The organism is Cellulomonas sp. ATA003, from assembly GCF_031582905.1.
In the GTDB taxonomy this organism is placed as follows: Bacteria; Actinomycetota; Actinomycetes; order Actinomycetales; family Cellulomonadaceae; genus Pengzhenrongella.
In genome coordinates this window covers 2,126,369-2,150,436 of the sequence record NZ_CP133990.1, presented here as the reverse complement: position 1 = coordinate 2,150,436, position 24,068 = coordinate 2,126,369, and the positions used below count along the sequence as shown (strand labels likewise).

General features: G+C 73.7%; 28 protein-coding genes and 3 pseudogenes. 20 read left to right on the top strand and 11 right to left on the bottom strand.

Going from position 1 to position 24,068, the window contains the following annotated elements:
* Nucleotides 1–128 precede the first annotated feature (128 nt).
* The gene (locus tag REH70_RS10620; protein WP_310747125.1) at nucleotides 129–752 is read right to left on the bottom strand and encodes a hypothetical protein; all 624 of its coding nucleotides are present in this window, start codon (nucleotides 750–752) and stop codon (nucleotides 129–131) included.
* Between the two features lie 282 nt (nucleotides 753–1,034).
* Here REH70_RS10620 and REH70_RS10615 point away from each other — a divergent pair, with 282 nt between their 5' ends.
* From REH70_RS10615 to REH70_RS10595, 5 genes are all read left to right on the top strand, one after another.
* A complete protein-coding gene (locus REH70_RS10615) occupies nucleotides 1,035–1,589 on the top strand; it encodes a hypothetical protein (protein WP_310747124.1) in 555 nt (184 codons plus the stop codon).
* 108 nt (nucleotides 1,590–1,697) lie between these two features.
* A complete protein-coding gene (locus tag REH70_RS10610; protein WP_310747122.1) occupies nucleotides 1,698–1,982 on the top strand; it encodes a hypothetical protein in 285 nt (94 codons plus the stop codon).
* Between the two features lie 160 nt (nucleotides 1,983–2,142).
* A complete protein-coding gene (locus REH70_RS10605; protein ID WP_310747120.1) occupies nucleotides 2,143–3,069 on the top strand; it encodes a tyrosine-type recombinase/integrase in 927 nt (308 codons plus the stop codon).
* A gap of 127 nt (nucleotides 3,070–3,196) precedes the next feature.
* Nucleotides 3,197–3,460, top strand: a complete 264-nt coding sequence (locus REH70_RS10600) for a type II toxin-antitoxin system Phd/YefM family antitoxin (RefSeq protein WP_310747119.1) — start codon at nucleotides 3,197–3,199, stop codon at nucleotides 3,458–3,460.
* Complete coding sequence (locus tag REH70_RS10595; RefSeq protein WP_310747117.1) at nucleotides 3,457–3,720, top strand: type II toxin-antitoxin system RelE/ParE family toxin; 264 nt, start codon at nucleotides 3,457–3,459, stop codon at nucleotides 3,718–3,720. The genes REH70_RS10600 and REH70_RS10595 overlap by 4 nt, the downstream gene beginning before the upstream one ends.
* A gap of 797 nt (nucleotides 3,721–4,517) precedes the next feature.
* Here REH70_RS10595 and REH70_RS10590 read toward each other — a convergent pair.
* Nucleotides 4,518–5,606, bottom strand: coding sequence for an aminotransferase class I/II-fold pyridoxal phosphate-dependent enzyme (locus tag REH70_RS10590; RefSeq protein WP_310747116.1), 1,089 nt, complete (start codon nucleotides 5,604–5,606; stop codon nucleotides 4,518–4,520).
* A gap of 87 nt (nucleotides 5,607–5,693) precedes the next feature.
* On the opposite strand from REH70_RS10590, the gene REH70_RS10585 reads away from it, so the two are divergent.
* A complete protein-coding gene (locus tag REH70_RS10585) occupies nucleotides 5,694–5,993 on the top strand; it encodes a hypothetical protein (protein WP_310747114.1) in 300 nt (99 codons plus the stop codon).
* Here the strand turns inward: REH70_RS10585 and REH70_RS10580 are convergent.
* From REH70_RS10580 to REH70_RS10560, 5 genes are all read right to left on the bottom strand, one after another.
* Complete coding sequence (locus REH70_RS10580) at nucleotides 5,980–6,471, bottom strand: DUF421 domain-containing protein (RefSeq protein WP_396134743.1); 492 nt, start codon at nucleotides 6,469–6,471, stop codon at nucleotides 5,980–5,982. The two genes, REH70_RS10585 and REH70_RS10580, sit on opposite strands and share 14 nt — an antisense overlap.
* A gap of 182 nt (nucleotides 6,472–6,653) precedes the next feature.
* Nucleotides 6,654–6,983 (bottom strand): TfoX/Sxy family protein, encoded by a 330-nt coding sequence (locus REH70_RS10575; protein ID WP_310747112.1) that lies wholly within the window; start codon nucleotides 6,981–6,983, stop codon nucleotides 6,654–6,656.
* Nucleotides 6,967–7,419 (bottom strand): DUF5655 domain-containing protein, encoded by a 453-nt coding sequence (locus tag REH70_RS10570; RefSeq protein WP_310747110.1) that lies wholly within the window; start codon nucleotides 7,417–7,419, stop codon nucleotides 6,967–6,969. The genes REH70_RS10575 and REH70_RS10570 overlap by 17 nt, the downstream gene beginning before the upstream one ends.
* Nucleotides 7,420–7,509: 90 nt before the next feature.
* On the bottom strand, nucleotides 7,510–7,935 hold the full coding sequence (locus tag REH70_RS10565; RefSeq protein ID WP_310747108.1) for a hypothetical protein: 426 nt from the start codon (nucleotides 7,933–7,935) through the stop codon (nucleotides 7,510–7,512).
* 172 nt (nucleotides 7,936–8,107) lie between these two features.
* Nucleotides 8,108–8,743: a M15 family metallopeptidase gene (locus REH70_RS10560; RefSeq protein ID WP_310747106.1), complete on the bottom strand. Its 636-nt coding sequence runs from the start codon at nucleotides 8,741–8,743 to the stop codon at nucleotides 8,108–8,110.
* A 103-nt stretch (nucleotides 8,744–8,846) separates the two neighbouring features.
* Here REH70_RS10560 and REH70_RS10555 point away from each other — a divergent pair, with 103 nt between their 5' ends.
* From REH70_RS10555 to REH70_RS10545, 3 genes are read left to right on the top strand one after another with little or no spacing between them, the layout of a single operon-like run.
* The gene (locus REH70_RS10555; protein WP_310747104.1) at nucleotides 8,847–9,902 is read left to right on the top strand and encodes a low specificity L-threonine aldolase; all 1,056 of its coding nucleotides are present in this window, start codon (nucleotides 8,847–8,849) and stop codon (nucleotides 9,900–9,902) included.
* 58 nt (nucleotides 9,903–9,960) lie between these two features.
* Nucleotides 9,961–10,386, top strand: a complete 426-nt coding sequence (locus REH70_RS10550) for a hypothetical protein (RefSeq protein WP_310747102.1) — start codon at nucleotides 9,961–9,963, stop codon at nucleotides 10,384–10,386.
* Between the two features lie 33 nt (nucleotides 10,387–10,419).
* Nucleotides 10,420–11,250 (top strand): alpha/beta fold hydrolase, encoded by an 831-nt coding sequence (locus tag REH70_RS10545; protein WP_310747100.1) that lies wholly within the window; start codon nucleotides 10,420–10,422, stop codon nucleotides 11,248–11,250.
* 990 nt (nucleotides 11,251–12,240) lie between these two features.
* On the opposite strand, the gene REH70_RS10540 is transcribed toward REH70_RS10545, so the two are convergent.
* The 3 genes and pseudogenes from REH70_RS10540 to REH70_RS10530 all read right to left on the bottom strand — a co-directional run bounded on the left by REH70_RS10540 (nucleotide 12,241) and on the right by REH70_RS10530 (nucleotide 16,331).
* Nucleotides 12,241–13,659 carry an SDR family NAD(P)-dependent oxidoreductase gene (locus REH70_RS10540; RefSeq protein ID WP_310754233.1) on the bottom strand — a complete coding sequence of 473 codons (1,419 nt, stop codon included), beginning with the start codon at nucleotides 13,657–13,659 and terminating at the stop codon, nucleotides 12,241–12,243.
* Between the two features lie 140 nt (nucleotides 13,660–13,799).
* Nucleotides 13,800–15,682: pseudogene (locus REH70_RS10535) on the bottom strand (DEAD/DEAH box helicase).
* 229 nt (nucleotides 15,683–15,911) lie between these two features.
* Entirely contained in the window at nucleotides 15,912–16,331 is a 420-nt protein-coding gene (locus tag REH70_RS10530; protein ID WP_310747099.1) for a CoA-binding protein, read from the bottom strand.
* 70 nt (nucleotides 16,332–16,401) lie between these two features.
* Between REH70_RS10530 and REH70_RS10525 the strand changes: the two are divergent.
* The 4 genes and pseudogenes from REH70_RS10525 (at nucleotide 16,402) to REH70_RS10510 (ending at nucleotide 18,904) form a co-directional block, all read left to right on the top strand.
* Nucleotides 16,402–17,456: pseudogene (locus tag REH70_RS10525) on the top strand (zinc-dependent alcohol dehydrogenase family protein).
* Between the two features lie 4 nt (nucleotides 17,457–17,460).
* Nucleotides 17,461–18,255: an RNB domain-containing ribonuclease gene (locus REH70_RS10520; RefSeq protein ID WP_310747098.1), complete on the top strand. Its 795-nt coding sequence runs from the start codon at nucleotides 17,461–17,463 to the stop codon at nucleotides 18,253–18,255.
* A complete protein-coding gene (locus REH70_RS10515) occupies nucleotides 18,252–18,494 on the top strand; it encodes a hypothetical protein (protein ID WP_310747096.1) in 243 nt (80 codons plus the stop codon). Before REH70_RS10520 ends, REH70_RS10515 begins: the two co-directional genes overlap by 4 nt.
* Nucleotides 18,461–18,904, top strand: coding sequence for a hypothetical protein (locus tag REH70_RS10510; protein WP_310747094.1), 444 nt, complete (start codon nucleotides 18,461–18,463; stop codon nucleotides 18,902–18,904). The genes REH70_RS10515 and REH70_RS10510 overlap by 34 nt, the downstream gene beginning before the upstream one ends.
* 85 nt (nucleotides 18,905–18,989) lie before the next feature.
* On the opposite strand, the gene REH70_RS10505 is transcribed toward REH70_RS10510, so the two are convergent.
* A complete protein-coding gene (locus REH70_RS10505; protein ID WP_310747093.1) occupies nucleotides 18,990–19,163 on the bottom strand; it encodes a CsbD family protein in 174 nt (57 codons plus the stop codon).
* 114 nt (nucleotides 19,164–19,277) lie between these two features.
* Between REH70_RS10505 and REH70_RS10500 the strand changes: the two genes are divergently transcribed.
* From REH70_RS10500 to REH70_RS10470, 7 genes and pseudogenes are all read left to right on the top strand, one after another.
* A complete protein-coding gene (locus REH70_RS10500) occupies nucleotides 19,278–19,862 on the top strand; it encodes a CDP-alcohol phosphatidyltransferase family protein (RefSeq protein ID WP_310747092.1) in 585 nt (194 codons plus the stop codon).
* A gap of 71 nt (nucleotides 19,863–19,933) precedes the next feature.
* Nucleotides 19,934–20,704, top strand: a pseudogene (locus tag REH70_RS10495) (DUF881 domain-containing protein); the annotation flags it as partial.
* Nucleotides 20,705–20,842: 138 nt separating this feature from the next.
* Nucleotides 20,843–21,175, top strand: coding sequence for a small basic family protein (locus tag REH70_RS10490; protein WP_310754231.1), 333 nt, complete (start codon nucleotides 20,843–20,845; stop codon nucleotides 21,173–21,175).
* On the top strand, nucleotides 21,172–21,951 hold the full coding sequence (locus REH70_RS10485) for a DUF881 domain-containing protein (protein ID WP_310747090.1): 780 nt from the start codon (nucleotides 21,172–21,174) through the stop codon (nucleotides 21,949–21,951). The genes REH70_RS10490 and REH70_RS10485 overlap by 4 nt, the downstream gene beginning before the upstream one ends.
* Before the next feature lie 90 nt (nucleotides 21,952–22,041).
* Nucleotides 22,042–22,596, top strand: coding sequence for an FHA domain-containing protein (locus REH70_RS10480; RefSeq protein WP_310747088.1), 555 nt, complete (start codon nucleotides 22,042–22,044; stop codon nucleotides 22,594–22,596).
* A 7-nt stretch (nucleotides 22,597–22,603) separates the two neighbouring features.
* A complete protein-coding gene (locus tag REH70_RS10475; RefSeq protein WP_310747086.1) occupies nucleotides 22,604–23,392 on the top strand; it encodes a MerR family transcriptional regulator in 789 nt (262 codons plus the stop codon).
* Between the two features lie 29 nt (nucleotides 23,393–23,421).
* Entirely contained in the window at nucleotides 23,422–23,973 is a 552-nt protein-coding gene (locus tag REH70_RS10470; RefSeq protein WP_310747084.1) for a bifunctional nuclease family protein, read from the top strand.
* Nucleotides 23,974–24,068: the final 95 nt, after the last annotated feature.

Below are 24,068 nucleotides of genomic sequence, written 5' to 3'. Positions count from 1 at the left end.
ACGCGACGTCCCTTTCGAACTCTGCGACGACTCGGGCGAGCCTTGGTCGCCGGCAGAGGCAGGGAGGCAACTTGAGCGCCTCCGCTCGGCCCTGGAATCACGCTCGGACGGCTCGCTCTAGTGCGCGCTCATGCCGCTGTCACGCGGGAATTCGCGAGGTTGCTTGACCCTTCAGGCATCGTGCCCATGCGGCTCAGCAGCTGGGCCGGATGCAGGTCGACCGATTCCAGGGCACCCTGGTCGCCGCTCCCACCGATCGCGTCCAGCAGCCACTCCACATGCGGCTGAGGAACGAGCACCTGCACGATTGCTTGCTGGTCGGCGAACTCAAGGACGACGCTCGGCCGGCGGAAGGCGGCACGAACCTGCTCCCGCTTCCCCAGAGGGGATTCTGCCGGCTTCACCGCGGTCGCTTCGATGGTGAGCGGGACAGCGGATGAGGCGGCGAGGGGTGAGATGCGTACCTGCCCGTCAGTTGGACGGATTTCCGCACGGCGCCACCGCGGACCGAACCTCGAGTGACCATCTGGCGACCGGACTCCGACGTCGAGGTAGCCCTGGGCGATCGTTTTGCGTTCTTCGTGGACGGCCAGCTTCGTACCGAGAGGGCCGGCCACTAGACCAACGCCGAGCAGGACTAGGGCCGTGAGGAAAGCCTCGCCGAGTTGCCCGCTGCGGAGCCATTCGATTGTGACAGCGATAGAGAAGCACAGGACGAGAAGAGCAAGCGCGAGCAGTCGGCGACCAGCCATACCCTCTACCTCCCTGCCCAGGTCTTGCTGGAGATGACGCACCCACACGCGCCCGGGAGGACCGCTCCCTCGTCGGCGACAACTTCGACAGGCACCCTGAGCCTGCACCAGAGGGCCGACTCTTCGAGCGGTGGCCACCAAAGAGTGACACGGCGTCGGGCGCAGCGGACGACGCACGGTCATGCCGCCGGCCGGTACGCCGCGTCACCAGGCAGCTGGTCGACGGCTGGCCTCGCGGCCCTGCCGATGCCCGGACGGGTGGTGGTGGTACAAGATCAGAACGTGGTGAACCGTCTGACTCTGCTCCCCGGGGAGTCGCCAACGCGCGGACTGCACTTCTGGGAGCCGGTGATCGATGGGCGACCGCTCCGTCACATCCTCAACGACACGCCGGGAGACGAGCCGACGCCGTGGGGAGTCAACGACAACGTCCCGGTCCTGGTGCACGACTGGCCCGTAGGGCTGCTGGACGACGTCTTCGTCCTTCTAGGGCAGCGGCCACCGGAACTGGCCAGTGGCCGAATTCCACTCTTCGTCTGTCCAGATTGCGGTGACCTCGGGTGTGGCGCGATCACAGCAGCGGTCGAGTGGACATCCGAGACTGTGGTCTGGCGCGACTTCGGATGGGACGTCAACTACGAGACCGACGAGGACGACGACGACGACTTCGTGTCCGCCGGTCCCTTCATCTTCGAGCGCGTGCAGTACGAGATCGCGCTGCGCCGCTTCGTCGAGACCTTCGATCAGGTACGCGCGTCCTTACCAGCACGGCTCGTGCCAACGACACGTGACCAAGGCGGCGGCCGCTGGCGCCGCTGGCGGCGACCATTCGCTTGAGGCGGCTCCGTCGAGCCTCACGCTCAGACCGCGTGGGGGCGTGTCCCCGCCCCGGCACCCTTCCGTGCTGCCCTCGGCGTCGGGCGGTTCCGGGCCTAGCCTCGATGAGTGTCCTCCAAGGCCGACCGGAAGACTGCGCGCGAAGCCGTAGCGACCTACCACGAGGCTCAGCTCGCGGCGTTGGTGGAGCGCGTCGGAGCTGCGGTCGACGGTTTTCGCGACGGCCAGCTCGATGCACTTGAAGTAGACCAAGTGCTGCTCCAGTACTCCCGGGCAGCGAAGGAGCTCTGGAAGTTCTGCAACGCGGGCGATGTCGAGTCCGTCGCGACAGCGGTGCGCGAGCAACTGCCCCTCGACTGGTGGGAGCGCGGGGCGCCGCGGGCGCGACGGTGACTCCGGCCGCAGGCTCAAGGTTGCACGCTGGCGAGGACGACGCTGCCGGACCGGGTCACCCGACCGCGCGGTCATGCCGCGCCTGGAGTGGCCCGTCCGCCCCGCTTGGCGTCCTCCCCGCTCGGCTTCGGGCGGGTGTGGCGGCGGCGCATGCTCGGCTATGACTTCAACACCCGAGTACCTGCCCGTGCCGCTGACCGACGACCACTGGCGGGCCGACCCGCTGCGCCTGGCCGTCGCCGGATACCTCGCCCGCTACCGCGGCGAGACCCGCCGGCACGCCGAGTCGGACCTGCGCGCGTACCTGATGTGGTGCGCAGAGCGAGGCCTGGAGCCGCTCGCCGCCCGCCGCCCGCACGTCGAGCTGTACGTGCGGTGGATGCAGGAGACCCGCCGCTACGCGGCGTCGACCGTCTCCCGGCGCATGTCCATCGTCGCCGGGTTCTACCGCACGTGCGTGATCGACGACCTCCTCGAGCACTCGCCCGCTGACTACGTCCGCCGCCCCAACGTGCCACCTGAGTCCCCCACCCTCGGGTTGAGCCACCTGCAGCTCGAAGCGCTCCTGACCGCCGCACGCCTTTCCACCAACACCGGTGACTTCGCCCTGGTTTGCCTGCTGGGGCTGCTCGGTCTGCGGATCTTCGAAGCGTGCGCCCTCGACATCGGTGACCTTGGCGAGGAGCACGGCCACCGCGTCCTGCGCGTCGTGGGCAAGGGACACAAGGTCGTTTTGGTCCCGCTGCCTCCAGCCGTCGCGCGCTCAGTGGACCGCGCGATCAATGCCCGCACCGACGGCCCACTGCTGCTCAACACCGTCGGCCGCCGGCTCGACCGGCACTCCGCCACCCGGCGCCTGCGCCACCTTGCCAACGACGCCGGCGTCCGGCTGCCGCGCATGCACCCCCACATGCTGCGCCACACCTACGTCACCACCATGCTCGACGCCGGCGTCGACCTCCGCGACGTCCAGATCGCCGCCAGACACGCCGACCCCCGCACCACCATGCGATACGACCGCGCCCGCACCACTCTTGACCGACACCCCAACTACATCCTCGCCGCTTACATGGCCTCCGGAACCTGATGGTGGAGCGCTTCGGTCGCGTTCGAGCTGGCTTGCAGTCGTCTTTCGAGACGCCGGGACGAGCGGAATGACGCACACGGCCACCGCGGAGATGTACAACTGAGCGGTTCCCGCTTAGGCTGTGGAGATGAGCGACATGACCGTCAGTGACGCGCGCGCGAGGCTGGCTGACGTGGTCGACGCGGCACGAGTCCAGCACGACCCGGTTTATCTGACCCGCCGCGGCCAGCGGGTGGCGGCGGTGGTCGGCGCCGAGGACCTGGACACTCTCATCGCGGCGGCCGAGGATCTGGCCGACATCCTGGCCGCGCGCGCCGCCAGGGAGCAGTTGGAGGCCGGCGAGCACGCCGTCCCGTGGGAGCAGGTCAAGGCCGACCTCGGCCTGGCATGACCTATCGCATCGAGGTTGCGCCCACAGTTGTGCGCCAGTTGCGCAAGCTCGACCAGACCGCGAGGCGCAGAGTCCAGGCAGCCGTCGAACTCCTTGCAGACGAGCCTCGACCCAGCGGCGCCAAGAAGCTCGTCGGCGGTGACGGCGAGTGGAGAGTGCGAACCGGTGACTTCCGCATCATCTACGAGATCCACGACGAGGTCCTACTTGTCCTCGTCATCGCCGTCGGCCACCGCCGCGAGGTCTATCGACGCCGCTGAACGCGCCCGCTTCTTCCGACGGCGGTCGCTCACTGCATCCGGACATGCCGCGGTGAGGGCGGCTACGCTCGCCCGGATCTGCCGCAAGTCGCGCGGCTGCAGCAGTTCAGGTCGGTCGACGCGACCCTCGTCGACGTTCTCGGGCCAGGATCAACAGAGTCAGCGCAACGAGGACGAGAGCAGCGATCAAGAGCAGCCACCTGGTTGGGCTCAGTCCTCGGTTCCAGATGGTGAACGCCATCGAGAGTGCAACACAGGCGTTGCCGCACACGAGCAGTAGCGCGATCACTGCCGTTTGCTTGAATCGCGACACGAGCCCGAATTCCTCACACGCGCGCTCATGGGCTCACCCATCGGGGTGAGCAGCACCGTCCATCGGCACCAGGTAGCCGCTCGTCGCCGCTGTCACGGCCCGTGCCGAGGAGTGTGTCGCGACAGCGCTCCACGATCGAATACCCAGCCCACCCCAGCCCATCACTACGTTCACGTCCGTGATCCGCTCACTGACGCGGCAGCACTACAGCGGCAATCCGGCCGCCAGGCCAATCAGACCTGCGTACGTTCTTGACCCGGGCGCCGAGCGAGTCCGGGACAGCCACCCCAGGACGCTGGCCAGGCGAGACCTCGGCCGAAACCCGGCATGATCGCTCGCGAGAGCGTCATATCAGTGATGCCGCCTCATGGAAGACTGGCAGCGCCTCTTCGATCGTCGCTCGCGTCGCGGTCAGGCTGAGCCGGAAGTGCGCTGGCCGGTGGAAGAGTGTCCCGGGCATGACCAACACCGATCGTGCGCGCATCTATGCGGCGAATGCCACCGCGTCTCCGCCCGGCGCGGTGCCCCAGAGGTAGAACGTCCCCTCCGGCCGCACCACGGCATAGCCCCAGCCCGCCAGCGCGTCGACCATCAGGTTCCGCTTGCTCTCGAGCTCCGCGGTGTCAATCGACAGCCTCTCCAGGGCCTCGACCGAGTGCTGCATGATCGCCTCCGGGAACGTCCAGCCGAGCGCGGCCTGCGTCGGGAAGGCAGCGGCGCGCAGAGCGAGGCGGTCAGTCGCCGGCATCAACGGGGAGAGCGCCAGGTAGCCCAGGCGCTGCCCGGGAGCGAGCAGGACCTTGCCGTACGAGTAGTCGATCAACGTCCACGGGTAGTGGGCCGCGGGGCTGACGAAGCCGCGACCGTCGAACCGGAGGCGGCGATATGGCTCGTCGGACAGCAGGTAGATGCGCCGGCCGATCCGCTCCGACGCCCGGTCGAGCACCGCGGCCAGCTCGGTCCAGACCTCGGGTCCGTAGACCCGACCGGTCGGGTTGTGCGGACTGTTCACGACGACGATCCGCGTCCGTGGAGTGATCGCCGCGTCGATCGCCTCGAGATCGAGGTCCCAGGTGGTGGGGTGAAGAGGCGCCTCGACCGGGGTTGCGCCGGCTTGGCGCAGCATCGGCGCGTACAGGAACCACCCGGGGACCGGGATGACGACCTCGTCGCCCGGATCGGTGAGCAGATGGAACGCCAGGCCTATCGCGCCGAACGCGCCGGCGGTCAGGGCGACGTCCTGCGGATCGAACGGGAGGTCGAGCTCGCGCCTGAGGGACTCGGCGAGGAAGGCGCGCGGTGCCTCCTCGCTCGCCTTGTAGGCGTACCAGTCCACGGCGCGCGGTTCGGCGCTGCGGGTCAGGGCATCGACGAGACCACGCAGCGGCATCTCATGCGGGTTGCCGAACGTGAAGTCGCTGATGTCGGGGTCCAAGGCCCCGAGGGCGCCGGAGGCGTTGATGAACGCCTCGACGTCGGCGATCTCGCGAGCGGCGGCTCGAGACCGCGCGGAGACCGGGTCCCGTGCAGGCGCCACGTCCCGGGCATCGCTACTCGTCGCATCGAACACCATGGTGGACTCCTCACGGATACGGCGTCGTCATCGACCACGCTCGCTCCATCAGACCCCCGGGGCGGCCGGAAGTCGACATCGCGGCGCATGGTGCCTCGGCGACACCAGCCCTCCGACAAGGAGATCGTCCAGGCGGTGGCGGCTGTGCCGCCTCCCTCCGCGGTACCGCCCGACGAGCCGGAGATCTACCCCGACGGACTGCTCGTCGTCCAGAGGTCGCACCTATCGCGAGACCGGCCGCCCGAGGGCGTGCACGTCGTCTACCGCAAGGCGCTCGTGAAGTGGCTCGAGCGGCAACCCGCGATGCTCGACCCGGGCGCAGTCGAGCGGATCTTCGCGGCTGCCCGTCGTTCGACCACCTGGCAGACCGCCATCACCCGCCGCTGATGCTGCCCTCCGGGGCGGCGACAGGACGCAACGACGCGCCGTCCCCCATCTTGTCGGTACTGATGACGGCGAAGGTGCCGTCCGCCTGGAGGATCACCGCCGCCACCTCGTCCAACGACCCGAAGCCCTTCTCCCGCGCCGCCGAGTGCAGGTCAGACTCGACCATCCGGTGCCGACGCAACGCCCGCTCCATCGGCTGCCCGTCGTGGTACAGCAGGGTGGCGCCGGGGTCCAGGAGCCGGGCGATCGCGGGCCAGCGGGCCCGGCCGGTGGCGAAGACCCACTGCAGCGCGATCAGCAGCGTGAAGGTCACCAAGGCCTCGGCGAGGGACACCTCGGAGGCCGTGAGCACCCGACCGAACGCCGACCCGAGGGTCACCGTGATGACGAAGTCGAACGGCGTCATCTTGGCCATGTTCCGGGGGCCCGTGCCGCGGAGCAGCAGCACGAGCCAGATGTACCCGAAGGTGCCGACCAGCAGGATGCGCAGGATCGGGTCTTAGCCGTCCCAGAGGAGCTGGCTCTCGTTCACGCGGTGACCTCCGTCCATCTCGGCGCGCCCGGGCGGCGACGTCGACAGGTCCACCTCAGCCAAGAAGGTGGACTTCCGCGAGCCAGCCAGCCAGCAGCCAGCCGGCCATGCCCGGACCCCGGAGGCTCTCAGCCCCGGCGACCCTCCAGGCCGACGCCGATCCAGAAGGCGATCTGCTCGTCGGTGGCCAGCCCGTCAGGGCGGATCGTGATCCATCCCGGTCCCATCGGCCGGTCGGTCCCCATGACGGCGGGCTCGGCGCCCCGCACACCCAGGAGCTCCTCGTGACGTGCCGGGTCGGTGCGCACCAGCAGGCCGCCGTCGCGGCCGGCCGCGACGGCCATGGCGTCGTCGACCATGAAGGACAACCCGCCGAACATCGCCACCTCGCGGGTCGCACGGTCGTGGGGGAGCAGGGCGCGCACCCGCTCGGCGAGCGCGTCACGTTCGGCCGTCATCGTGGTCTCCGTCTCGGTCGTCGCTGCCGGGCTGGGATGTCAGGGGTGCCGGGTGGTCGGTCGGGCCGGCGCGGAGATGGTCACCCTCCCCCACGCGGAACGCCTCGTGCACCCACGCGGCGAACGTCGCGTCGACGTCGTCGGGGGTCCGGACGACGTACTGGTGGACGAACAGGCGCGCCGTGTACGGGTCGACCCGGGTGATCCGGGGCTCGGGGGAGCGGGCGCATGAGGTCGAGATACCCCTGGACCCCTTCGCCGTCGGCCGTGCGCCGGCGAACCCGCGGCGACGCCCCTTGAACGTGATCGTCGTCCTCGAGACCGACACGGTGACGGCGCCCTGGCCGAGGATGAGGCGCTCGACCTCGCGGTAGAGCGCGACGTGCTCCGCGGAGGCGTCGCGCAGGTGGTCCTCGACCGTCCACACGTGGTCCACCCGGTCCACGATAGGCAGTCGGCCCCGTCGCGGGCATGGGCATCACGCGGTGGGCACGCGCTGATCGCGTGCGGCGCGGACGGCGTCGCGTCAGTCCGTCAGCACCGCGGCGAGCGCGGCACCACCCGCGACGACCGCACCGCACAGACGGACGCGGTCGGCCGTTCGCAGGCGGGACAGCCCGTCGTCCGTCGGGCCCTCCTCGCCGAGCCGCCGGTGCGTCGGTGCAGCGACGACGGCCGTGGACGCCGCCGCGCCCGCGGCGCCGCCCACCGCCAGGAGGAGCAGCGGGGACCGCGGACCGGTGACGAGCACCCGCAGGCACGCCGTCCCGAGCAGCGCGTACACCGGGCCGACGACCAGGGCCACACGTCGCGAGTGCGCGGCGTGCGCCTGCGGCCATCGCTCGGGCGGGACCTCCGCGAGCGCGGGGTAGACGACCGCGCTCACCACCGCCTGGAAGCCCAGGTGCAGCGAGGCCGCGGCGAGCAGGCCGCCGGCCGGTGTCAGCCCCATGTGCCGCCTCCTCGCTCGGGCCGGACGTCCTGGACCTGTGCCGGTGCGTCCGGCTCGGCGCCACCGGCCCGACCACCCTGGCACGGCCCGCGCGCCCGGGCGCGCGGCCGGTGAGCGGTGCCGGACGCGTGGAGCTCGGGACAGCGTGACCCGAGGTCGCCGACGGGGCCGCCTACGAGCCGGGCGGGTAGTACGTCCAGTGCCAGGACTCGCGCGGCACGTCCTCCCGGAACCCGTACCGGGCGCCGTTCTCGCGCATCCACGACAGGGCGTTGCCGTCGAGCCTCAGGTCGAGACTGCGTCCCCACCCGTGGTCGGACGTCCCGGGGACGGCGGCGAGCCCGCCGTTCTTGTACAGCCCCTTGCGCTCGGCCAGGTCGACCTGGGACTCGTACGTCCGGTAGGAGTCGGTGATGCCGATGGTCACGCCGTCGCGCTTCGCGGCGGCGCTGAGCGCCTCGTACTGCCGGGCGGCGGGTGCCCACAGGCGGTGCCCGGTCCCCGAGATCTCGCTGAGCGCCTCCCGGGGGATCCGGCCGTTGCCGTAGCCGGCGAGGTCGGTCGGCACGCCCTTCGCGGTCAGCGTGCCGGTCCCGGCGCTCCCGACCGTCGCCGACGTCCGCCCCACCTCGCTCGCGAGCGCGGTCGCGAACGTGCTCGTCGACGACGTCCCGCCGAGCGCCGACGACGTCGCCGTGGCGCGCGCGGTCGACGTCACCGCCGCGGCGGCGACCGGGGGCCCGCCGAAGGAGGCGAGGGTGCCCCGGATCTCGGCGATGCGGCTGGTGATCGCGGCGATGCCGTCCACTGCTGTCCTGTTCGTCCGGGTACCCGTACGCGTGCCTCATCGACCGGCCCCCGGCGGGCGTGAGCGGAACGGGGCACCGGCCGCGGTACGGGATCATGGACCCGTGACGACGCTCCACGATCCCGACGTCCGCGGCTTCGCCTCGGACAACTACGCCGGTGTCCACCCCGAGGTGCTCGCCGCGATCGCCGCGGCCAACGGCGGCCACCAGATCTCCTACGGCGCGGACGTCTACACCGCCCGCCTCGCCGAGGTGCTCGGGCGCGAGCTCGGGGCGGCGGAGGTGTACCCGGTGTTCAACGGCACCGGGGCGAACGTGCTGTCGCTGCAGTCCATGCTGCCGCGCTGGGGTGCGGTCATCTGCGCCGAGTCCGCGCACATCAACACCGACGAGAACGCCGCGCCGGAGCGCGTGGGCGGGATCAAGCTGCTCACGGTCCACACGGTCGACGGCAAGCTGACCCCCGAGCTCGTGGACCGTCACGCGCGGGGCTCCCGCGACGACGAGCACCGGGCACAGCCCGGGGTCGTGTCGATCACCCAGTCCACCGAGCTCGGCACGGTGTACTCCGTCGAGGAGATCCGCGCCGTCGCCGACCACGCGCACTCCCTCGGGCTCGCGGTGCACATGGACGGGTCGCGGCTGTCCAACGCCGCGGCCGCGCTCGACGTGCCGCTGCGCGCGATCACCGCCGACGTCGGCGTCGACCTGCTGTCCCTGGGCGGCACCAAGAACGGCCTGCTGGGCGCGGAGGCGGTGGTGGTGCTCGACCCCTCGACGACCGTCGGGCTGCGCTACCTGCGCAAGGTCGACATGCAGCTGTCGTCGAAGATGCGGTTCATGTCCGCCCAGCTGCTCGCCCTCTACGACGGCGACCTGTGGCTGCGCTCGGCGGGGCACGCGAACGCGATGGCGCGCCGCCTGTACGACGCCGTGCGGGAGATCCCGGGCGTGACCATGACCAACGTGCCGCAGGCCAACGCCGTCTTCGCGATCCTCCCCGCCGGGGTCGCCGACCGGCTGCGCGAACGGTTCCGGTTCTACGACTGGGACCCCGCGCGCGGGGAGGTCCGCTGGATGTGCGCGTGGGACACCACCGAGGCCGATGTCGACGCGTTCGCCGCCGCGATCCGCCGCGAAACGGCTCGGGTCGCCTGATCGAGGCGTGGGCGGAGCGGGCGTCGCCGCCCGCCGCGCCGTGGGGGAGGATGACGGCATGACTTGGGACGTGTACGCCCTCCGCCCGCCGCGTGGTGCCCGATCGGTCGAGGAGTTCCCCGACGGGTACACCCCGCCGTCCATCGGTGACCCCGACGTCGTCGTCGCGAAGATCCGCGAGGTCGCACCTCACCTCGACGACGCCGGTCGCGGCTGGCTGCGGCTGAACGGCCCCGACCACGAGATCGAGATCGCCATCGGCAAGGGCCTGGGGGTGCAGGAGGTGACCTTCTACATCCACGGTGGGGACGGCGCCGTCGGGGTCGTGCTCGACGTGTCCCGGGCCCTGGGGGTGGTGCCGTACGACACCGAGACCGGCGGGGTGCTCAACGACTCCTCGCAGCCGCCGTCCAACGTGCCGCCGCCGCCCGGCGAGGACGACGACGAGCCGCGTCCGTGGTGGCGGCGACTCCTCGGTCGCTGACGGCGAGTGGGCCGGCGGTGCGCGGTGGCCGGCGTGGTGGTGCTGCTCGTCGCCGTCGCGCTGGTGATCCTGGTGTGGCTGGGTCAGCGGTGGCTGGTCTACGTCCCGGACCGCTCGGCCCCACCGCCGGCGGCCACCGTGCTGACCGGTGCCCGTGACGTCGCCCTGACGACCTCCGACGGTCTGACGCTGGGCGCCTGGTGGGTCCCGCCGTCGGCCCCGAGCCGGGGCGCCGTCCTGGTCGCCCCCGGCAACGGCGGCAACCGCGCCGGCCGCGCCGGCCTGGCGGAGGCGCTGAGCACCACGGGCCTGGGCGTCCTGCTCGTCGACTACCGCGGCTACGGGGGCAACCCCGGGGCGCCGTCGGAGGTGGGCCTGGCACGCGACGTGCGCGCAGCGCGCGACTTCCTCCTCGACGACGCCGGGATCGGCGCGGAGCACCTGCTGTACCTGGGCGAGAGCATCGGCACGGGTCCGGCGAGCGCACTCGCGGTCGAGCACCCACCCGCGGCGCTCGTGCTCCGCTCCCCGTTCACGTCGCTCGCGGACGCGGGCCGCGCCGCCTACGGGGTGCCGGTGGGCTGGCTGCTGCGGGACCGGTACGCCGTCGCGGACGACGTCCGGCGGGTCGACGCGCCGGTCGTCGTCGTCCACGGCGGCGGGGACACCATCGTGCCGCCCGCGCAGAGCCGTGCGGTGGCGCAGGCGGTGCGGGACGCCGGCGGGGACGTCGTCGAGGTCGAGGTACCGGGCGCCGGGCACAACGACGCACGGCTCGCGCAGGGTCCCGCGCTCGTGTCAGCGGTCGCGGACGTCGCGGCGCGGGCCGGGGTGAGCGGCTGCGGACCGGTCCGGCCCCGGTGACGGACGGCCCGGCGGCCGTCGCGCGGGCGGCTTGGGGCGAACGCCCTCGAGCCCGCACCGGCGGCAGCGCAGCACCCAGCCGCCGCCCTCGTCGTCGCGCGGGATCTTCGTGGGGTCGTGCCCGAGGATCCGGCACAGCACGCGCTTCATGGACGCGACGGTACGCGGCGCTACGCCGTCCCGCGCAGCAGGTCGAGGGCCGCGACGAACCGCGCGACGTCGTCGGCGCGGGCCGCGTCGCCACGGTCGGCGAGGGAGTGCCCCAGCGTGTCCAGCCGGAAGAGCAGTCCGCGGGCGACCCGGTCGGGGCGTCCGGCGCCGCCCGCCAGTGCGAGGAGGTCTGCCCCTCCGTCGTGCCACAGCAGCCCGTCGGCGACGGCGATCGCGTCCGCGAAAACGGGCGGGCGCCAGTAGGGCGAGACGTCGAGGACCGCCGGGGTAGCCCGTCGTGGAAGAGCACGTTCCCGCTGAGGTCGCCGTGGACGACCTGCGGCTGGTCCGTCATCGGGCGCGTCAGCCGGTGCAGCGCGGCGCGCACCGTGGCGAGGCCCGCGGCGGCGGGCGGCTCGATCTCGCTCCAGGTGGACCGGTCGGCCCGGGCCCAGGCGTGGGTCCGGGCGTCGAGGAGCGCGGGCCGGGGCACGTGCCGGACGGCGGCGTGGAACGCGTGGCTCGCCGCGAACAGCTCGCCCCAGTGCGCGACCGGGCCGGGGTCGCCCGGTACCCACCGCGTCGCGGTCCACCCGGCGACGACCCACCGGCCGTCGTGCGCGCGCACCGGGTCGGCGAGGCGGAAGCCGTCCTGGGGCACGGTGCTCAGGGTCTGGGCCAGCCAGTGCGCCTCCGCGGCGTCATCGGCGGGCTTGAGCACGACGGAACCGGCCCGCCACGACGTGCCCTGCCCACCGGGCAGCGCGTGGACCGGGCCCGCGGCGCCGAACGCGGCGACGACGGCGTCGCTCGGCCGCCCCGTCACCGGCAGGCGCGCCGTCACCAGCCGGACGGCCGGTAGTCCTTGAGGAACACGCCGTGCACGTCCTCGCCGGCCTCGCCGCGCACGATCGGGTCGTAGACGCGGGCGGCGCCGTCGACCAGGTCGAGCGGGGCGTGGAAGCCCTCCTCGGCGAGGCGGACCTTGGTGGTGTGCGGTCGCTCGTCGGTGATCCACCCGGTGTCGACGGCGGTCATGAGGATGCCGTCCTGCTCGAGCATCTCGCCGGCGCTGGTCCGGGTGAGCATGTTGAGCGCGGCCTTGCTCATGTTCGTGTGGGGGTGCCCCGGGCCCTTGTAGCCGCGCGAGAACACGCCCTCCATCGCCGAGACGTTGACGATGTGCGTGCGGCGCGCGGGCGAGGCCTTCATCGCGGCGCGCAGACGGCTGACCAGGATGAACGGCGCGGTCTGGTTGCACAGCTGGACCTCGAGCAGCTCGAGCGGGTCGACGTCCTCGACGGTCGCGACCCAGCTGTTGTGGTCGACGGCGTCCGGCACGAGGCCGCCGGCGTCGATCGAGGTCCCTGCCACGAGCCGTTCGAGGGACGCGGCCTCGGCGGTCAGCGCGAGGGTGGCGACGTCGGGCGCACCGACGGCGTGCACCGTCTCCGCGAGCTGGGACACCGACCCGGCGAGCGCGCGCGGGTGCGCGTCGGACGTGTGCCCGAAGACGGTGATCGCGGGCATCGGCCCGTCCGGGAGCGGCGCCGACTCGGCGGCCGCGATCGCCGCGTACGCGCCCGGCAGACGGCGGACCGTCTGCGCGGCGTTGTTGATGAGGATGTCCAGCGGTCCGGCGGCGGCCACCCGGTCGGCCAGCGCGACGACCTGCGCCGGGTCGCGCAGGTCGATCCCGACGATGTCGAGGCGGCCGAGCCAGTCGGCGCTGTCCGGCATCGCGGCGAACCGCCGGGCGGCGTCGCGCGGGAACCGCGTGGTGATCGTGGTGTGGGCGCCGTCGCGCAGCAGCCGCAGCGCGATGTACATGCCGATCTTCGCCCGCCCGCCGGTGAGCAGCGCGCGCCGGCCGGTCAGGTCGGTGCGGGCGTCGCGCTTGGCGCGGTTCAGCGCCGCACAGGACGGGCAGAGCTGGTGGTAGAACGCGTCGACGTCCTGGTACAGCTCCTTGCAGATGTAGCACGGGCGCGCGCGCAGCAGCGTGCCGGCGAGAGCACCGGCCGCGGACGACACCAGGGGCAGGCCCTGGGTCTCGTCGTCGATGCGGCCCGGGCTCCCGGTCGCCGTCGCGGCGACCACCGCGGCGTCCGCGGCGCTCACCGCGGCCCGGCGCACCGTGCGCCGGTCCCTCTTGACCGCCTTGAACAGGCCCGACGTCGCCCGCCGCGCCACCGCGTTGTCCGGGTGGTCGGCGGGCAGCGCGGACAGCTCGGCGATCACGCGCAGGAACGTCGCCATGTCCTGCGGTGCGATGCGGATGGCGTCCGCCGCGAGGTCGGCCTCGCTGGGCTCGAGAGACTCCGCGCCGTCGTGGGCCGCCGTGCCGGCCGGCTCGTCACCGAGCCGGCCGGACTCCAGGTCGATCGACACGCCGTGCCTCAGTACGCCGCGGGGCGGTGCGTGCGCGGCTTGCGGTCGGCGCCGCCGTGCTCGCGGTGTCCGCCGCCCGGGCCGTGGCTCGGACGCGACGAGGCGTGGCCGCTGCGGGGGCCGGGGCCCTCGTCGACACGGATCCGCAGCGGTCGGCCGGCGACCTTCACGCGGGAGATGCGGTCGACGGCGTCCGGCGTGAGCTCGGTGGCGATCTCCACGAGGCTGAAGCTCGGGAAGATGTCGATCTTGCCGAGGTCCTTGCCGGTCAGGCCGCCCTCGTTGGTGAGCGCACCGACGATGGCGCCGGGCTGGGCGCCGTCACGGTTCCCGACGGCGACGCGGTACATCGTCCCGCCCTCGGTGCGGCGTGCGCCGCCCCGAGGTCCGTTGCGGTTCTCCGAGCGCGAGTCGCCCCGGTCCGGGCGGTCGCCGGCGCGCTTGGCGCCGACGCGGGCCCGGTTGAGGGCGTCGTCGAGGTCGTCGCCCTCGGTCGGGCGGGCGTTCGGGCCCTCGTCGCCGACGGCGAGCGCGGCGACGGCGGCGACCAGGTCCTCGATGCCGAGGTCCGGCTGCTGCGCGAGCGTCACGGCGACGGCCTCGCGGTACAGCTCGAGACGGCCGGCCGCGACCCGGGCCGGGACCTTGCCGAGCAGCCGCTGCACGCGGTGCGCGGAGACGTCGGCGGGGAGGGGATCCGGATCTCCTCGAGCGGGGTCCGCGTGGTCCGCTCGATCTGGCGCAGGCGGTGCTGCTCGGCCGGCGTGACGAAGGTCAGCGCCTCGCCGGTGCGGCCGGCCCGGCCGGTGCGGCCGATCCGGTGCACGTACGTCTCGGGCTCGCTCGGGGCGTCGAAGTTGACGACCAGGCCGATGCGCTCGACGTCGAGCCCGCGGGCGGCGACGTCGGTCGCGACCAGGACGTCCAGGGCGCCGCTGCGCAGGCGCTCGACGATCTTCTCCCGCTCGCCCTGGGCGACGTCGCCGCTGATGTAGGCCGCGGAGATGCCGCGCTCGACGAGCGCGCTGCCGACCTCCTCGGCCGCGCCGCGGGTGCGGACGAAGACGATGGCGGCGTCGGCGTCGGAGACCGCGAGGACGCGGGCCAGCGCGCCGGCCTTGTGGCGGTAGGGGACCGTGGCGTACGTCTGACGCACGCCGACGACGGTGGAGGACTGCCGCGAGGTGGCGACCTCGACGGGGTTGCGCAGGTGCTGGCTGGCGACCCGGCGGATCGCGGGCGGCATGGTCGCCGAGAACAGGGCGACCTGACGCTCGACCGGCGCGGCGCCGAAGATCTTCTCGACGTCCTCCGCGAAGCCCATCCGCAGCATCTCGTCGGCCTCGTCCAGGACGAGGAAGTTGATGTCGTCGAGCTTGAGCGTGCGGCGCTCGAGGTGGTCGATGACGCGGCCGGGCGTCCCGACGACGACCTGCGCGCCGCGGGCCAGCGCCCGCTGCTGCGGCAGGAACGGCGAGCCGCCGTACACCGCGACGACCTCGACACCGGGCAGGTGCTTGGCGAAGGTCTCGATCGCCTCGGCGACCTGCATCGCGAGCTCGCGGGTCGGGGTGAGGATGAGCGCCTGGACCTGGTGGATGTCGGGGTTCAGCGCAGCCAGCAGCGGCAGACCGAACGCGGCGGTCTTGCCGGTCCCGGTCTGGGCGACGCCGGTGATGTCGCGACCGGACAGCAGGGCCGGGATGGCCTCGGCCTGGATCGCGGACGGGACGGTGAACCCGAGGTCCGCCACGGCGCGCTCGAGCGCGGCCGGCAGGGCGAGGTCGGCGAAGGTCACGCCGGGGACGACATCGACCGGGGCGGCCGGCGTGGCGGCGGCCGCGGCGGCGGTGTCCGTGGACCCGCCGGTCGGCTGGTCGGTCGTGGGCATGGCGAGGTCAGGGGCAGCAGTCATGAAGGAACGATCCGTCCGTCGCGTGGAGCCGGTGTACGGGTGCCAGGGGGCGTACCGCAGGTCGCATCCCGAGACAACGACGGTGACTCATCACCGGCACAGACACACGAGGGGATTCACGACAGGACTCCGAAGAGACCCCCAGCCTACCGGGGAGCGGTCCCCACGTCCGGGACGGGCCGCGTGACGGTGGGCACACGGTCGGTCAGCGGGCGCCGAGCCTGCGGGCCTCGATCACCGGGCAGGTGTCCATGACGACGTCGAGGCCCGCCGCGGCGGCGCGCTGCGCGGCGTCGTCGTCCACCACGCCGAGCTGCAGCCAGACCGCGCGCGCCCCGATCGCGATGGCGTCGTCGACCACCGCACCCGCACGGGAGGAGTTCACGAAGACGTCGACGACGTCGACCGGCCCCGGCACGTCCACCAGCCGCCGGTGACCCGCGGCGCCGTGCACCGTCTCGGCGGCGGGGTGCACGGGCACGATCGTCATCCCGAGGTCGCGCTGCAGGAACGCGGCGACCCCGTGCGCGGCGCGGGCACGGTTGGTCGACAGCCCCACCACCGCCCAGCGGGCGGGGGTCGTGAGCAGTCGGCGGATGACGGCGGGGTCCTGGTACGTCGGCACGCCGCCAGCCAAGCACACGTCGCGGAGGCCGCCCGCGCGCACGGGCCGGCGCCTTCGTAGGGTGTGCGCCATGCGTGCCACCCTCCTCCACGGCTCCCACGACGTCCGGCTCGAGGACGTCCCGGACCCTGTGCTGCACCTGCCGACCGACGCGATCGTGCGCGTCACCGCCGCGTGCGTCTGCGGCTCGGACCTGTGGGGCTACCGCGGCGTGCGACCCGTCGGCGAGCCGCGGCGGGTGGGCCACGAGCTCGTCGGGGTGGTCGAGGAGGTGGGGTCCGAGGTCACCACCCTGCGTCCCGGCGACTTCGTCATCGCCCCGTTCGCGCTCGGTGACGGGACCTGCGCGCACTGCCGCAACGGCATCTGGACGTCCTGCGTGCGCGGCGCGGCCTGGGGGCCAAGGACAAGGACGGCCACCTGGTCGACGGCGCCCAGGGCGAGTACGTGCGGGTCCCGTTCGCCGCCGCGAACCTCGTGGCGACCCCCGAGGTGCCCGACGACGCCCTCGTCCCGGGGCTGCTGACGCTCTCCGACGTCATGGGCACCGGTCACCACGCCGCGGTGTCCGCGGGGGTCGGCCCCGGCTCGACGGTCGTCGTGGTGGGGGACGGCGCGGTCGGGCTGTGCGCGGTGCTGGCCTCCCGCCGCCTGGGCGCCGGGCGGATCATCGCGATGTCCCGGCACGCCGACCGGCAGGCCCTCGCGCGCGACTTCGGCGCCACCGACGTCGTCCCCGAGCGGGGCGCCGAGGGGGCAGCCGTCGTCCGGGACCTGCTCGACGGCATCGGCGCCGACGCCGTCCTGGAGTGCGTCGGGACGCGCGAGTCGATGGAGCAGGCGCTCGACGTCACCCGCCCCGGTGGGTACGTCGGGTACGTCGGGGTCCCGGCGGGTGGGCCCGAGCTGCCGATCGGCACGATGTTCTCCGGCAACCTCAACGTCGCCGGCGGTGTGGCCCCGGTGCGCGCCTACCTGCCCGAGCTCCTCACCGAGGTCCTCGACGGCACCATCGATCCCGGCCGGGTGTTCGACCTGCAGGTCCCGCTCGGCCAGGTGGCCGAGGCGTACGCCGCGATGGACGAGCGGCGCGCCGTGAAGTCGCTCCTGCGACCGCAGGGCTGACGCGGTGACCGGCACCCGCCTGGTGCTGAACGCCGGGGCGCCGGCGTTGGCGGCGCGGTTCGTGGCGCTGCGCACCGAGCTCGGCGTCCCCGAGACGTTCCCCGACGACGTGCTCGCCGAGGCGGAGGCCGCCGCCGACCGGGGGCCCGACGACGAGCGGCTCGGCGTCGCGGGGGAGCGCGCGGACCTGCGTGACGTCCCGTTCGTCACCGTCGACCCGCCGGGCTCGACCGACCTGGACCAGGCGGTGCACCTCGAGCGGCGCCCGGGCGGCGGGTACCGCGTCCGGTATGCCATCGCCGACGTCGCCGCGTTCGTCCGGCCGGGCGGCGCGATCGACGCCGAGGCACACGCCCGCGGTCAGACCGTCTACTGCCCGGACCGGCGCATCGCGCTGCACCCGCCGGTGCTGTCCGAGGGCGCCGCGTCGCTGCTCCCGGACGGGGACCGCCCCGCGGTGGTGTGGACGATCGACCTGGACGACGCCGGCGAGGTGGTCACCGCCGACGTGCGCCGCGGGACCGTGCGCAGCACCGCCCGGCTCGACTACGCCGCCGTGCAGGCCGCGCTGGACGCGGCCGGGCCCGGCGACCGGGACACGCTGCCGGTGCTGCTCGCCGAGGTCGGCACGGCCCGCGCGGCCGTCGAGCGGTCGCGCGGGGTGTGTCGCTGTCGCGTCCCGAGCAGGAGGTCGTGCCGAGCGGTGACGGCTTCGCGCTGGAGTACCGCGCGTCGCTCCCGGTCGAGGAGCACAACGCGCAGATCTCGCTGCTCACCGGGACGGTGGCCGCGGCCATGATGCTCGACGCCGGCGTCGGGATCCTGCGGACCATGCCGCCCGCCGACCCCGAGGCGCTCGCGCGCCTGCGCCGGCAGGCCACCGCGCTGGGGGTGCCGTGGCCGGACGGTGCGGACTACGGCGACGTGCTCGCCGCGCTGGACCGCACGCTGCCCCGGACCGCGGCCTTCCTCGCCGCGGCGACCGGGCTGTTCCGCGGTGCGGCGTGGACCGCGTTCCGGGGCGCGCCCCCGAGGTGATCGGGCACTCGGCGATCGCCGCGCCGTACGCGCACGTGACGGCGCCGCTGCGCCGGCTGGTCGACCGCTACGGGCTCGAGGTGTGCCTGGCCGCATGCGCCGGGCGGGACGTCCCCGGGTGGGTGCTCGACGCGCTCGACACGCTCGGGCCCGACATGGCGTCCGGGGCGCAGCGCGGTGGCGCCGTCGACCGCGCGTGCACCGACCTCGTCGAGGCCGCCGTCCTCGCCCCGCACCTCGGCGCCGAGATGGACGCGATCGCGCTGTCCGACGACTCGGTCCAGCTCCGGGAGCCGGCGGTGGTCGCGCGCTGCGACGGCGAGCCGCTGCCCTCCGGCGAGCACGTGCGGGTCCGGCTCACCGAGGCGGACCTCGACACCCGGACGGTGCGCTTCACCTACGACGGCTGAGCCGGGTACGACGACGCCGGTGGCACCAGGCGGTGTGCCCGGTGCCACCGGCGTCGCGACGCTGCGGTGTGCGCGGTGGCCGACGTCAGTGCTTGAAGGCGTCCTTGACCTTCTCGCCGGCCTGCTTGAGGTCCGACGACGCCTGGTCGCCCCGGCCCTCCGCCTCCAGCTGCTCGTCGTCGGTGCCCCGGCCGGCGGCCTCCTTGCCCTTGCCGCTCAGGTCCTGCGCCGCGTTGCGGATCTTGTCGTCCAGTCCCATGACTGCCTCCTCGGTCGGTGGACCCCCGACGCTACGGCGGTCCGGTGCGGTCCGCACGGGCACCCGGGCCGGGGCCCTAGGATCGGCGGGTCGGAGGAGCGGAGGCGGGAACACGTGGGACGCGAGCAGGTGGTCAGCGGCCGCATCCTCACCGTCCCCAACGTGATCAGCGCCCTGCGGCTGGCTCTCGTCCCGGTCTTCGCGATCCTCATCGTGCAGGGCGAGGACGTCTGGGCGCTCGTCGTGCTCGCCGTCTCCGGGGCGAGCGACTGGCTCGACGGCGTCATCGCCCGTCGGTTCGACCAGGTGTCCCGGCTGGGCAAGGTCCTCGACCCCGCGGCCGACCGGCTGTTCATCCTCGTCACGCTCGTGGCGCTGGTGTGGCGGGACGCGATCCCGCTGTGGCTGGTCGTCGCGCTCGTGAGCCGTGACGTGCTGCTCGCGTGCCTCATGCCGTTCCTCGCCCGCCACCGCTACGGACCCCTGCCCGTGCACTTCGCCGGGAAGGCCGCGACCTTCGCGCTGCTCTACGCCTTCCCGCTGCTGCTGCTGGCGGAGTGGCCCGGCGCTGTCGGCACGACGGCCGCGGTGCTCGGCTGGGCGTTCGCCTGGTGGGGGCTGGGGCTGTACTGGTTCGCCGCCGCCCTGTACCTCGTGCAGGCGCGCGCGCTGCTGACCCCGGCCCGGGTCACGGTGTGAGCGGGTCCGCCGACCAGCGACCGCCGCGCCCCGCGCGTCCTGACGGGGTGCGCGGGCCGGTCGACGCGTCCATGACGTTGCTCAACGAGGTCATGCACCGGCCGCTCGACCCCGGGTACGCCGAGGCCACCGCGCGACGCCGGCGTGGCGACGAGCCGGCGTCGCCGGTGTGGCGCCGCGTGCTCCTCGCTGCCGCCGCGGTCGGTCTGGGGATCGCCATGACCACCGCCTCGACCACGTTGCGCGCTCCGCGCCCGGAGGCGGTCCAGGCCCGGACGCTGCTCACCGAGCAGATCGCCGAGCGCAGCGCGGTCGCGGACGAGCTGCAGGCCGCGACCGACACCCTGAGCCGGGAGATCGCCGAGCTGCGGACCGCGGCGCTGTCCGCGCAGGACCCCGACCTCCTGGAGGTCCTGGCCCGCGACGAGCTCGCCGCCGGGACGGCCGCGGTCGCCGGGCCCGGTCTGCGCGTGACCCTCGCCGACGCCGAGGTCACCCAGAACGACCCGGACGGCGCCGACCCCGATCTGCGCGTGCAGGACGTCGACCTGCAGGTGGTCGTCAACGGGCTGTGGGCCGCCGGCGCCGAGGCGGTCGCCATCAACGGGCAGCGGCTGACGGCGCTGACCGCCATCCGCAGCGCGAACATCGCGATCCTCGTGGACCTCGCGCCGCTGAGCTCGCCGTACGTGGTGGAGGCGATCGGCGACCCCGAGGCGATGGAGCCGGCCTTCGCCCGCACCAGCGCCGGTGACCGCCTGGCGATCCTGCGCAACAACTACGACATCGACAGCGAGGTCGCCGTCCAGAGCGAGATGCAGCTCCCCGGCTCGGCCCGCACCCGGCTGCAGTCGGCCCGCCCGTTGGCGCCGCCCGCCCCCGACCCGCGAGCCGGCACGGCCCGGGACGCAGCACCGGGGTGGTGCGGGGTGCGGCGTCGGATGTGGCATCGTCGGGCGCTCCGGACGAGGGAGCGGTTCGTGATCGCAGTGCTGGGGCTGATCGTGGGTGTGGTCGGTGGGCTGGTGCTGCAGCCGACCGTGCCTCCCTCGCTCCAGCCGTACCTGCCGATCGCGGTCGTCGCGGCGCTGGACGCGCTCTTCGGAGGCATGCGGGCGCTGCTCGACGGCATCTTCGACGACCGCGTGTTCGTCGTCTCGTTCCTCTCGAACGCGGTGGTGGCCGCGCTCATCGTCTTCCTCGGCGACCAGCTGGGGGTCGGCACGCAGCTGTCGACCGCCGTCGTCGTCGTGCTCGGGATCCGGATCTTCTCCAACGCCGCCGCGATCCGTCGGCACCTGTTCAAGGCGTGACCGTGCCGGACGTCCCGCACCGCACCCCGGAGCCCGCGCCGTCGCGCGGGGGCGGCTCGCCGTGGCGCACGCTCGCCCGGGCGCTGCGCCCGCGCGGGTCCCGGTCCCAGGTGCTCGCCGGCGTGCTGTGCGGGCTGCTGGGCTTCGCCGTCGTCGTCCAGGTGCGCCAGAACCAGGTCGAGGGCCTGGACCGGCTGCCGCAGTCCGAGCTCGTCCGCATCCTCGACCAGGCGAACCAGCGCACCGAGGACCTGGAGCGGGAGGCCGCCGCGCTGGAGGCCACACGGGAGGAGCTGCTCAGCGGCTCGGACCAGCAGCAGGCGGCGCTGGAGGCGGCGACCGCCGCGGCCGCGACCCAGGGCATCCTCTCCGGGCGGCTGCCCGCCCAGGGGCCGGGCATCGAGCTCGTCATCGCCGACCCCGACGCGCAGGTCCCGGCGCTCGTGCTGTTCAACGTGCTCGAGGAGCTGCGCAACGCGGGCGCCGAGGCCGTCCAGCTCAACGACCGCCGGATCGTGGCGAGCAGCTACTTCCTCGACGGCGCGGACGGCGTCGTGGTCGACGGCGGCCTGGTCAGGCCCCCGTACCGGTGGATCGCGATCGGGGACCCCGACACCCTCGGTCCGGCGCTGGAGATCCCGGGCGGTGCGATGTCCGCGGTGCGCAACAACGGCGGCAGCGGGACCCCGCGGGGCCGCCTCCAGGTCGAGGTGACGGCGACCCGGAGCGTCCCCGAGCCGAGGTTCGCCACGCCCCTCCCCGCCGACGAGGGGTAGGGCTGCGACGCCCCCTCGCGACCCCATAGTCTGTGCTCATATCCGGGTCGGCGGCGCGCCGCCGTACCCACCACCTTCCCGGGAGGCGAGATGACGGACGGCCCGAACGTGCCCGACCCCGTGCGCGACGGCGGTACGCCGACGCCCGGGCGAGGCGGGGCCCACTCCGTGAGCGCGCCGCGCAGCAGCGCCGAGACGACCGTGAACCTCGGCGACCTCGGGAACCTCGGCACCGTCGACCAGGACCCGGAGGCGTTCGCGCCGGCGGGACTGACCCCGGACGACACGGCGGCCGTCAAGGCCCTGCCGCCGACGTCGGCCCTCCTCATCATGCAGCGCGGGCCGAGCGCCGGCGCCCGCTTCCTGCTCGACGCCGAGCGCACCGTCGCCGGCCGCAGCGTGGAGACCGACATCTTCCTCGACGACGTCACCGTCTCCCGGCGGCACGCGGAGTTCGTCCGCGAGGGCGACGAGTTCGTGGTGCGCGACGTCGGGTCGCTCAACGGGACGTACGTGAACCGGGACCGGATCGACACCGCCGTGCTGCGGGCCGGCGACGAGGTGCAGATCGGCAAGTACCGCCTGACGTTCCACCCGAGCCCCCGGCGTGACGCAGGCGGCGCCGGCGCAGCCGCCCAGTCGTGAGCCGGTCGTGAGCCGAGCGCAGGACCACGCGCGCCCCGCGGCCGCCCCCGAGGCGACCACGCCGGCGGGGTCGTCGCCGCACGTCGTCGAGCCGTGGCCCCGGGGCATCTCACGGCGGGCGTCGATGCGGATCTCCGACGTCCTGGGTGCGCTGCAGCTGGAGTTCCCCACGGTGACCAACTCCAAGCTCCGCTTCCTCGAGGAGCAGGGCCTGGTGGAGCCCGTGCGCACGCAGGCCGGCTACCGCCAGTACAGCCCCGCGGACGTCGAGCGGCTGCGGTTCGTCCTGCGCCAGCAGCGCGACCGGTACCTGCCGCTCAAGGTGATCGGCGAGCAGCTCGCGGCGCTCGACGCGGGCGACGAGAGCCAGGCGCCCGCGCCGGCCCGGCTGGCGACCGCCGACGGCGTCCGCCAGGCACCCACCGTCGCCGGGCGCTTCTCCGCCGCGGGCCTCGCCGCGGAGGCGGGCGTCGACGAGCAGGTGGTGACCGAGCTCGTCGAGGCCGGCGTGCTGCGCCCGGGGCCGCGAGGGCAGTTCGACCTGTGGGCGCGTGACGTCGTCGTGCTGGCCGCCACGCTGCGGGAGCACGGCATCGACGCGCGGCACCTGCGCGGCTTCCGTGCCGCCGCCGACCGCCAGGTCGACCTCGTCGAGCAGGTCGTCGCGCCGTGGCGCGGCCAGCACACCAGCTCGTCGCGGGCGCGGGCCGCGACGCTCGCGGCGGAGGTCGGCGAGCTGTGCGGTCAGCTGCACACGGTGATGGTCCGCGCCGGCGTCGCCGACCTTGCGCCCTGAGGCTGCAGGGGTCGTAGCGTGGGCGTGTGATGGGTGACGAGGAGATGGTGCCGGTCGAGGTCGTCGGGGTGCGTCAGCACCTGGTCGACGACGAGATCGTGGTGCTGCTCCTGGACCCGGCCGCCGAGCTCTTCGTGCCCATCCTCATCGGCCCGACCGAGGCCAGCGCGATCGCCACCGCCCAGGCCGGCATCGTCACGCCGCGTCCGATGACCCACGACCTGCTGCGCGACGTGCTCGCGGCCGTCGGCGTCGGGCTCACCCGGGTGGAGATCACCGAGCTGACCGACGGCGTCTTCCACGCCGCCCTCGTGCTGGGGACCGGTGCGCGGGTCGACTCGCGCGCGTCGGACGCCATCGCGCTGGCCGTCCGGACCGGCAGCCCGGTGCTGTGCTCGGCCGAGGTGGTCGCGGTCGCCGGCGTCGAGGTCTCCACCAAGCCGGCCGAGGCCGAGCTCGAGCGGTTCCGCGAGTTCCTCGACCACGTCACCCCCGACGACTTCGAGGAGGGCGACGCGGGCGGCGGTGAGCCGCCCGGCGGCCGCCCGGGTCCGCGGTCCGGGGGCGGCGGGCTCCCGTAGCGACGTTCGACCTCGACCTGGACCTCGGACACACCGGGTGCGACACGCGGTCAGCGTGTCGGCGGCCGCGTCGTTGACCCGGCCCCCGGTCGGCC

Excerpts from the sequence above, each read along its gene's own strand:
- REH70_RS10550 (WP_310747102.1), top strand. The coding sequence starts at position 9,961 with ATGACTTGGGACGTGTACGCCCTCCGCCCGCCGCGTGGTGCCCGATCG.
- REH70_RS10595 (WP_310747117.1), top strand. The coding sequence starts at position 3,457 with ATGACCTATCGCATCGAGGTTGCGCCCACAGTTGTGCGCCAGTTGCGC.
- REH70_RS10515 (WP_310747096.1), top strand. The coding sequence starts at position 18,252 with ATGATGCTCGACGCCGGCGTCGGGATCCTGCGGACCATGCCGCCCGCC.
- REH70_RS10590 (WP_310747116.1), bottom strand. The coding sequence starts at position 5,606 with ATGGTGTTCGATGCGACGAGTAGCGATGCCCGGGACGTGGCGCCTGCA.
- REH70_RS10605 (WP_310747120.1), top strand. The coding sequence starts at position 2,143 with ATGACTTCAACACCCGAGTACCTGCCCGTGCCGCTGACCGACGACCAC.
- REH70_RS10470 (WP_310747084.1), top strand. The coding sequence starts at position 23,422 with ATGGGTGACGAGGAGATGGTGCCGGTCGAGGTCGTCGGGGTGCGTCAG.
- REH70_RS10585 (WP_310747114.1), top strand. The coding sequence starts at position 5,694 with ATGGTGCCTCGGCGACACCAGCCCTCCGACAAGGAGATCGTCCAGGCG.
- REH70_RS10565 (WP_310747108.1), bottom strand. The coding sequence starts at position 7,935 with ATGGGGCTGACACCGGCCGGCGGCCTGCTCGCCGCGGCCTCGCTGCAC.
- REH70_RS10620 (WP_310747125.1), bottom strand. The coding sequence starts at position 752 with ATGGCTGGTCGCCGACTGCTCGCGCTTGCTCTTCTCGTCCTGTGCTTC.
- REH70_RS10575 (WP_310747112.1), bottom strand. The coding sequence starts at position 6,983 with ATGACGGCCGAACGTGACGCGCTCGCCGAGCGGGTGCGCGCCCTGCTC.
- REH70_RS10480 (WP_310747088.1), top strand. The coding sequence starts at position 22,042 with ATGACGGACGGCCCGAACGTGCCCGACCCCGTGCGCGACGGCGGTACG.
- REH70_RS10540 (WP_310754233.1), bottom strand. The coding sequence starts at position 13,659 with ATGGCGACGTTCCTGCGCGTGATCGCCGAGCTGTCCGCGCTGCCCGCC.
- REH70_RS10600 (WP_310747119.1), top strand. The coding sequence starts at position 3,197 with ATGAGCGACATGACCGTCAGTGACGCGCGCGCGAGGCTGGCTGACGTG.
- REH70_RS10505 (WP_310747093.1), bottom strand. The coding sequence starts at position 19,163 with ATGGGACTGGACGACAAGATCCGCAACGCGGCGCAGGACCTGAGCGGC.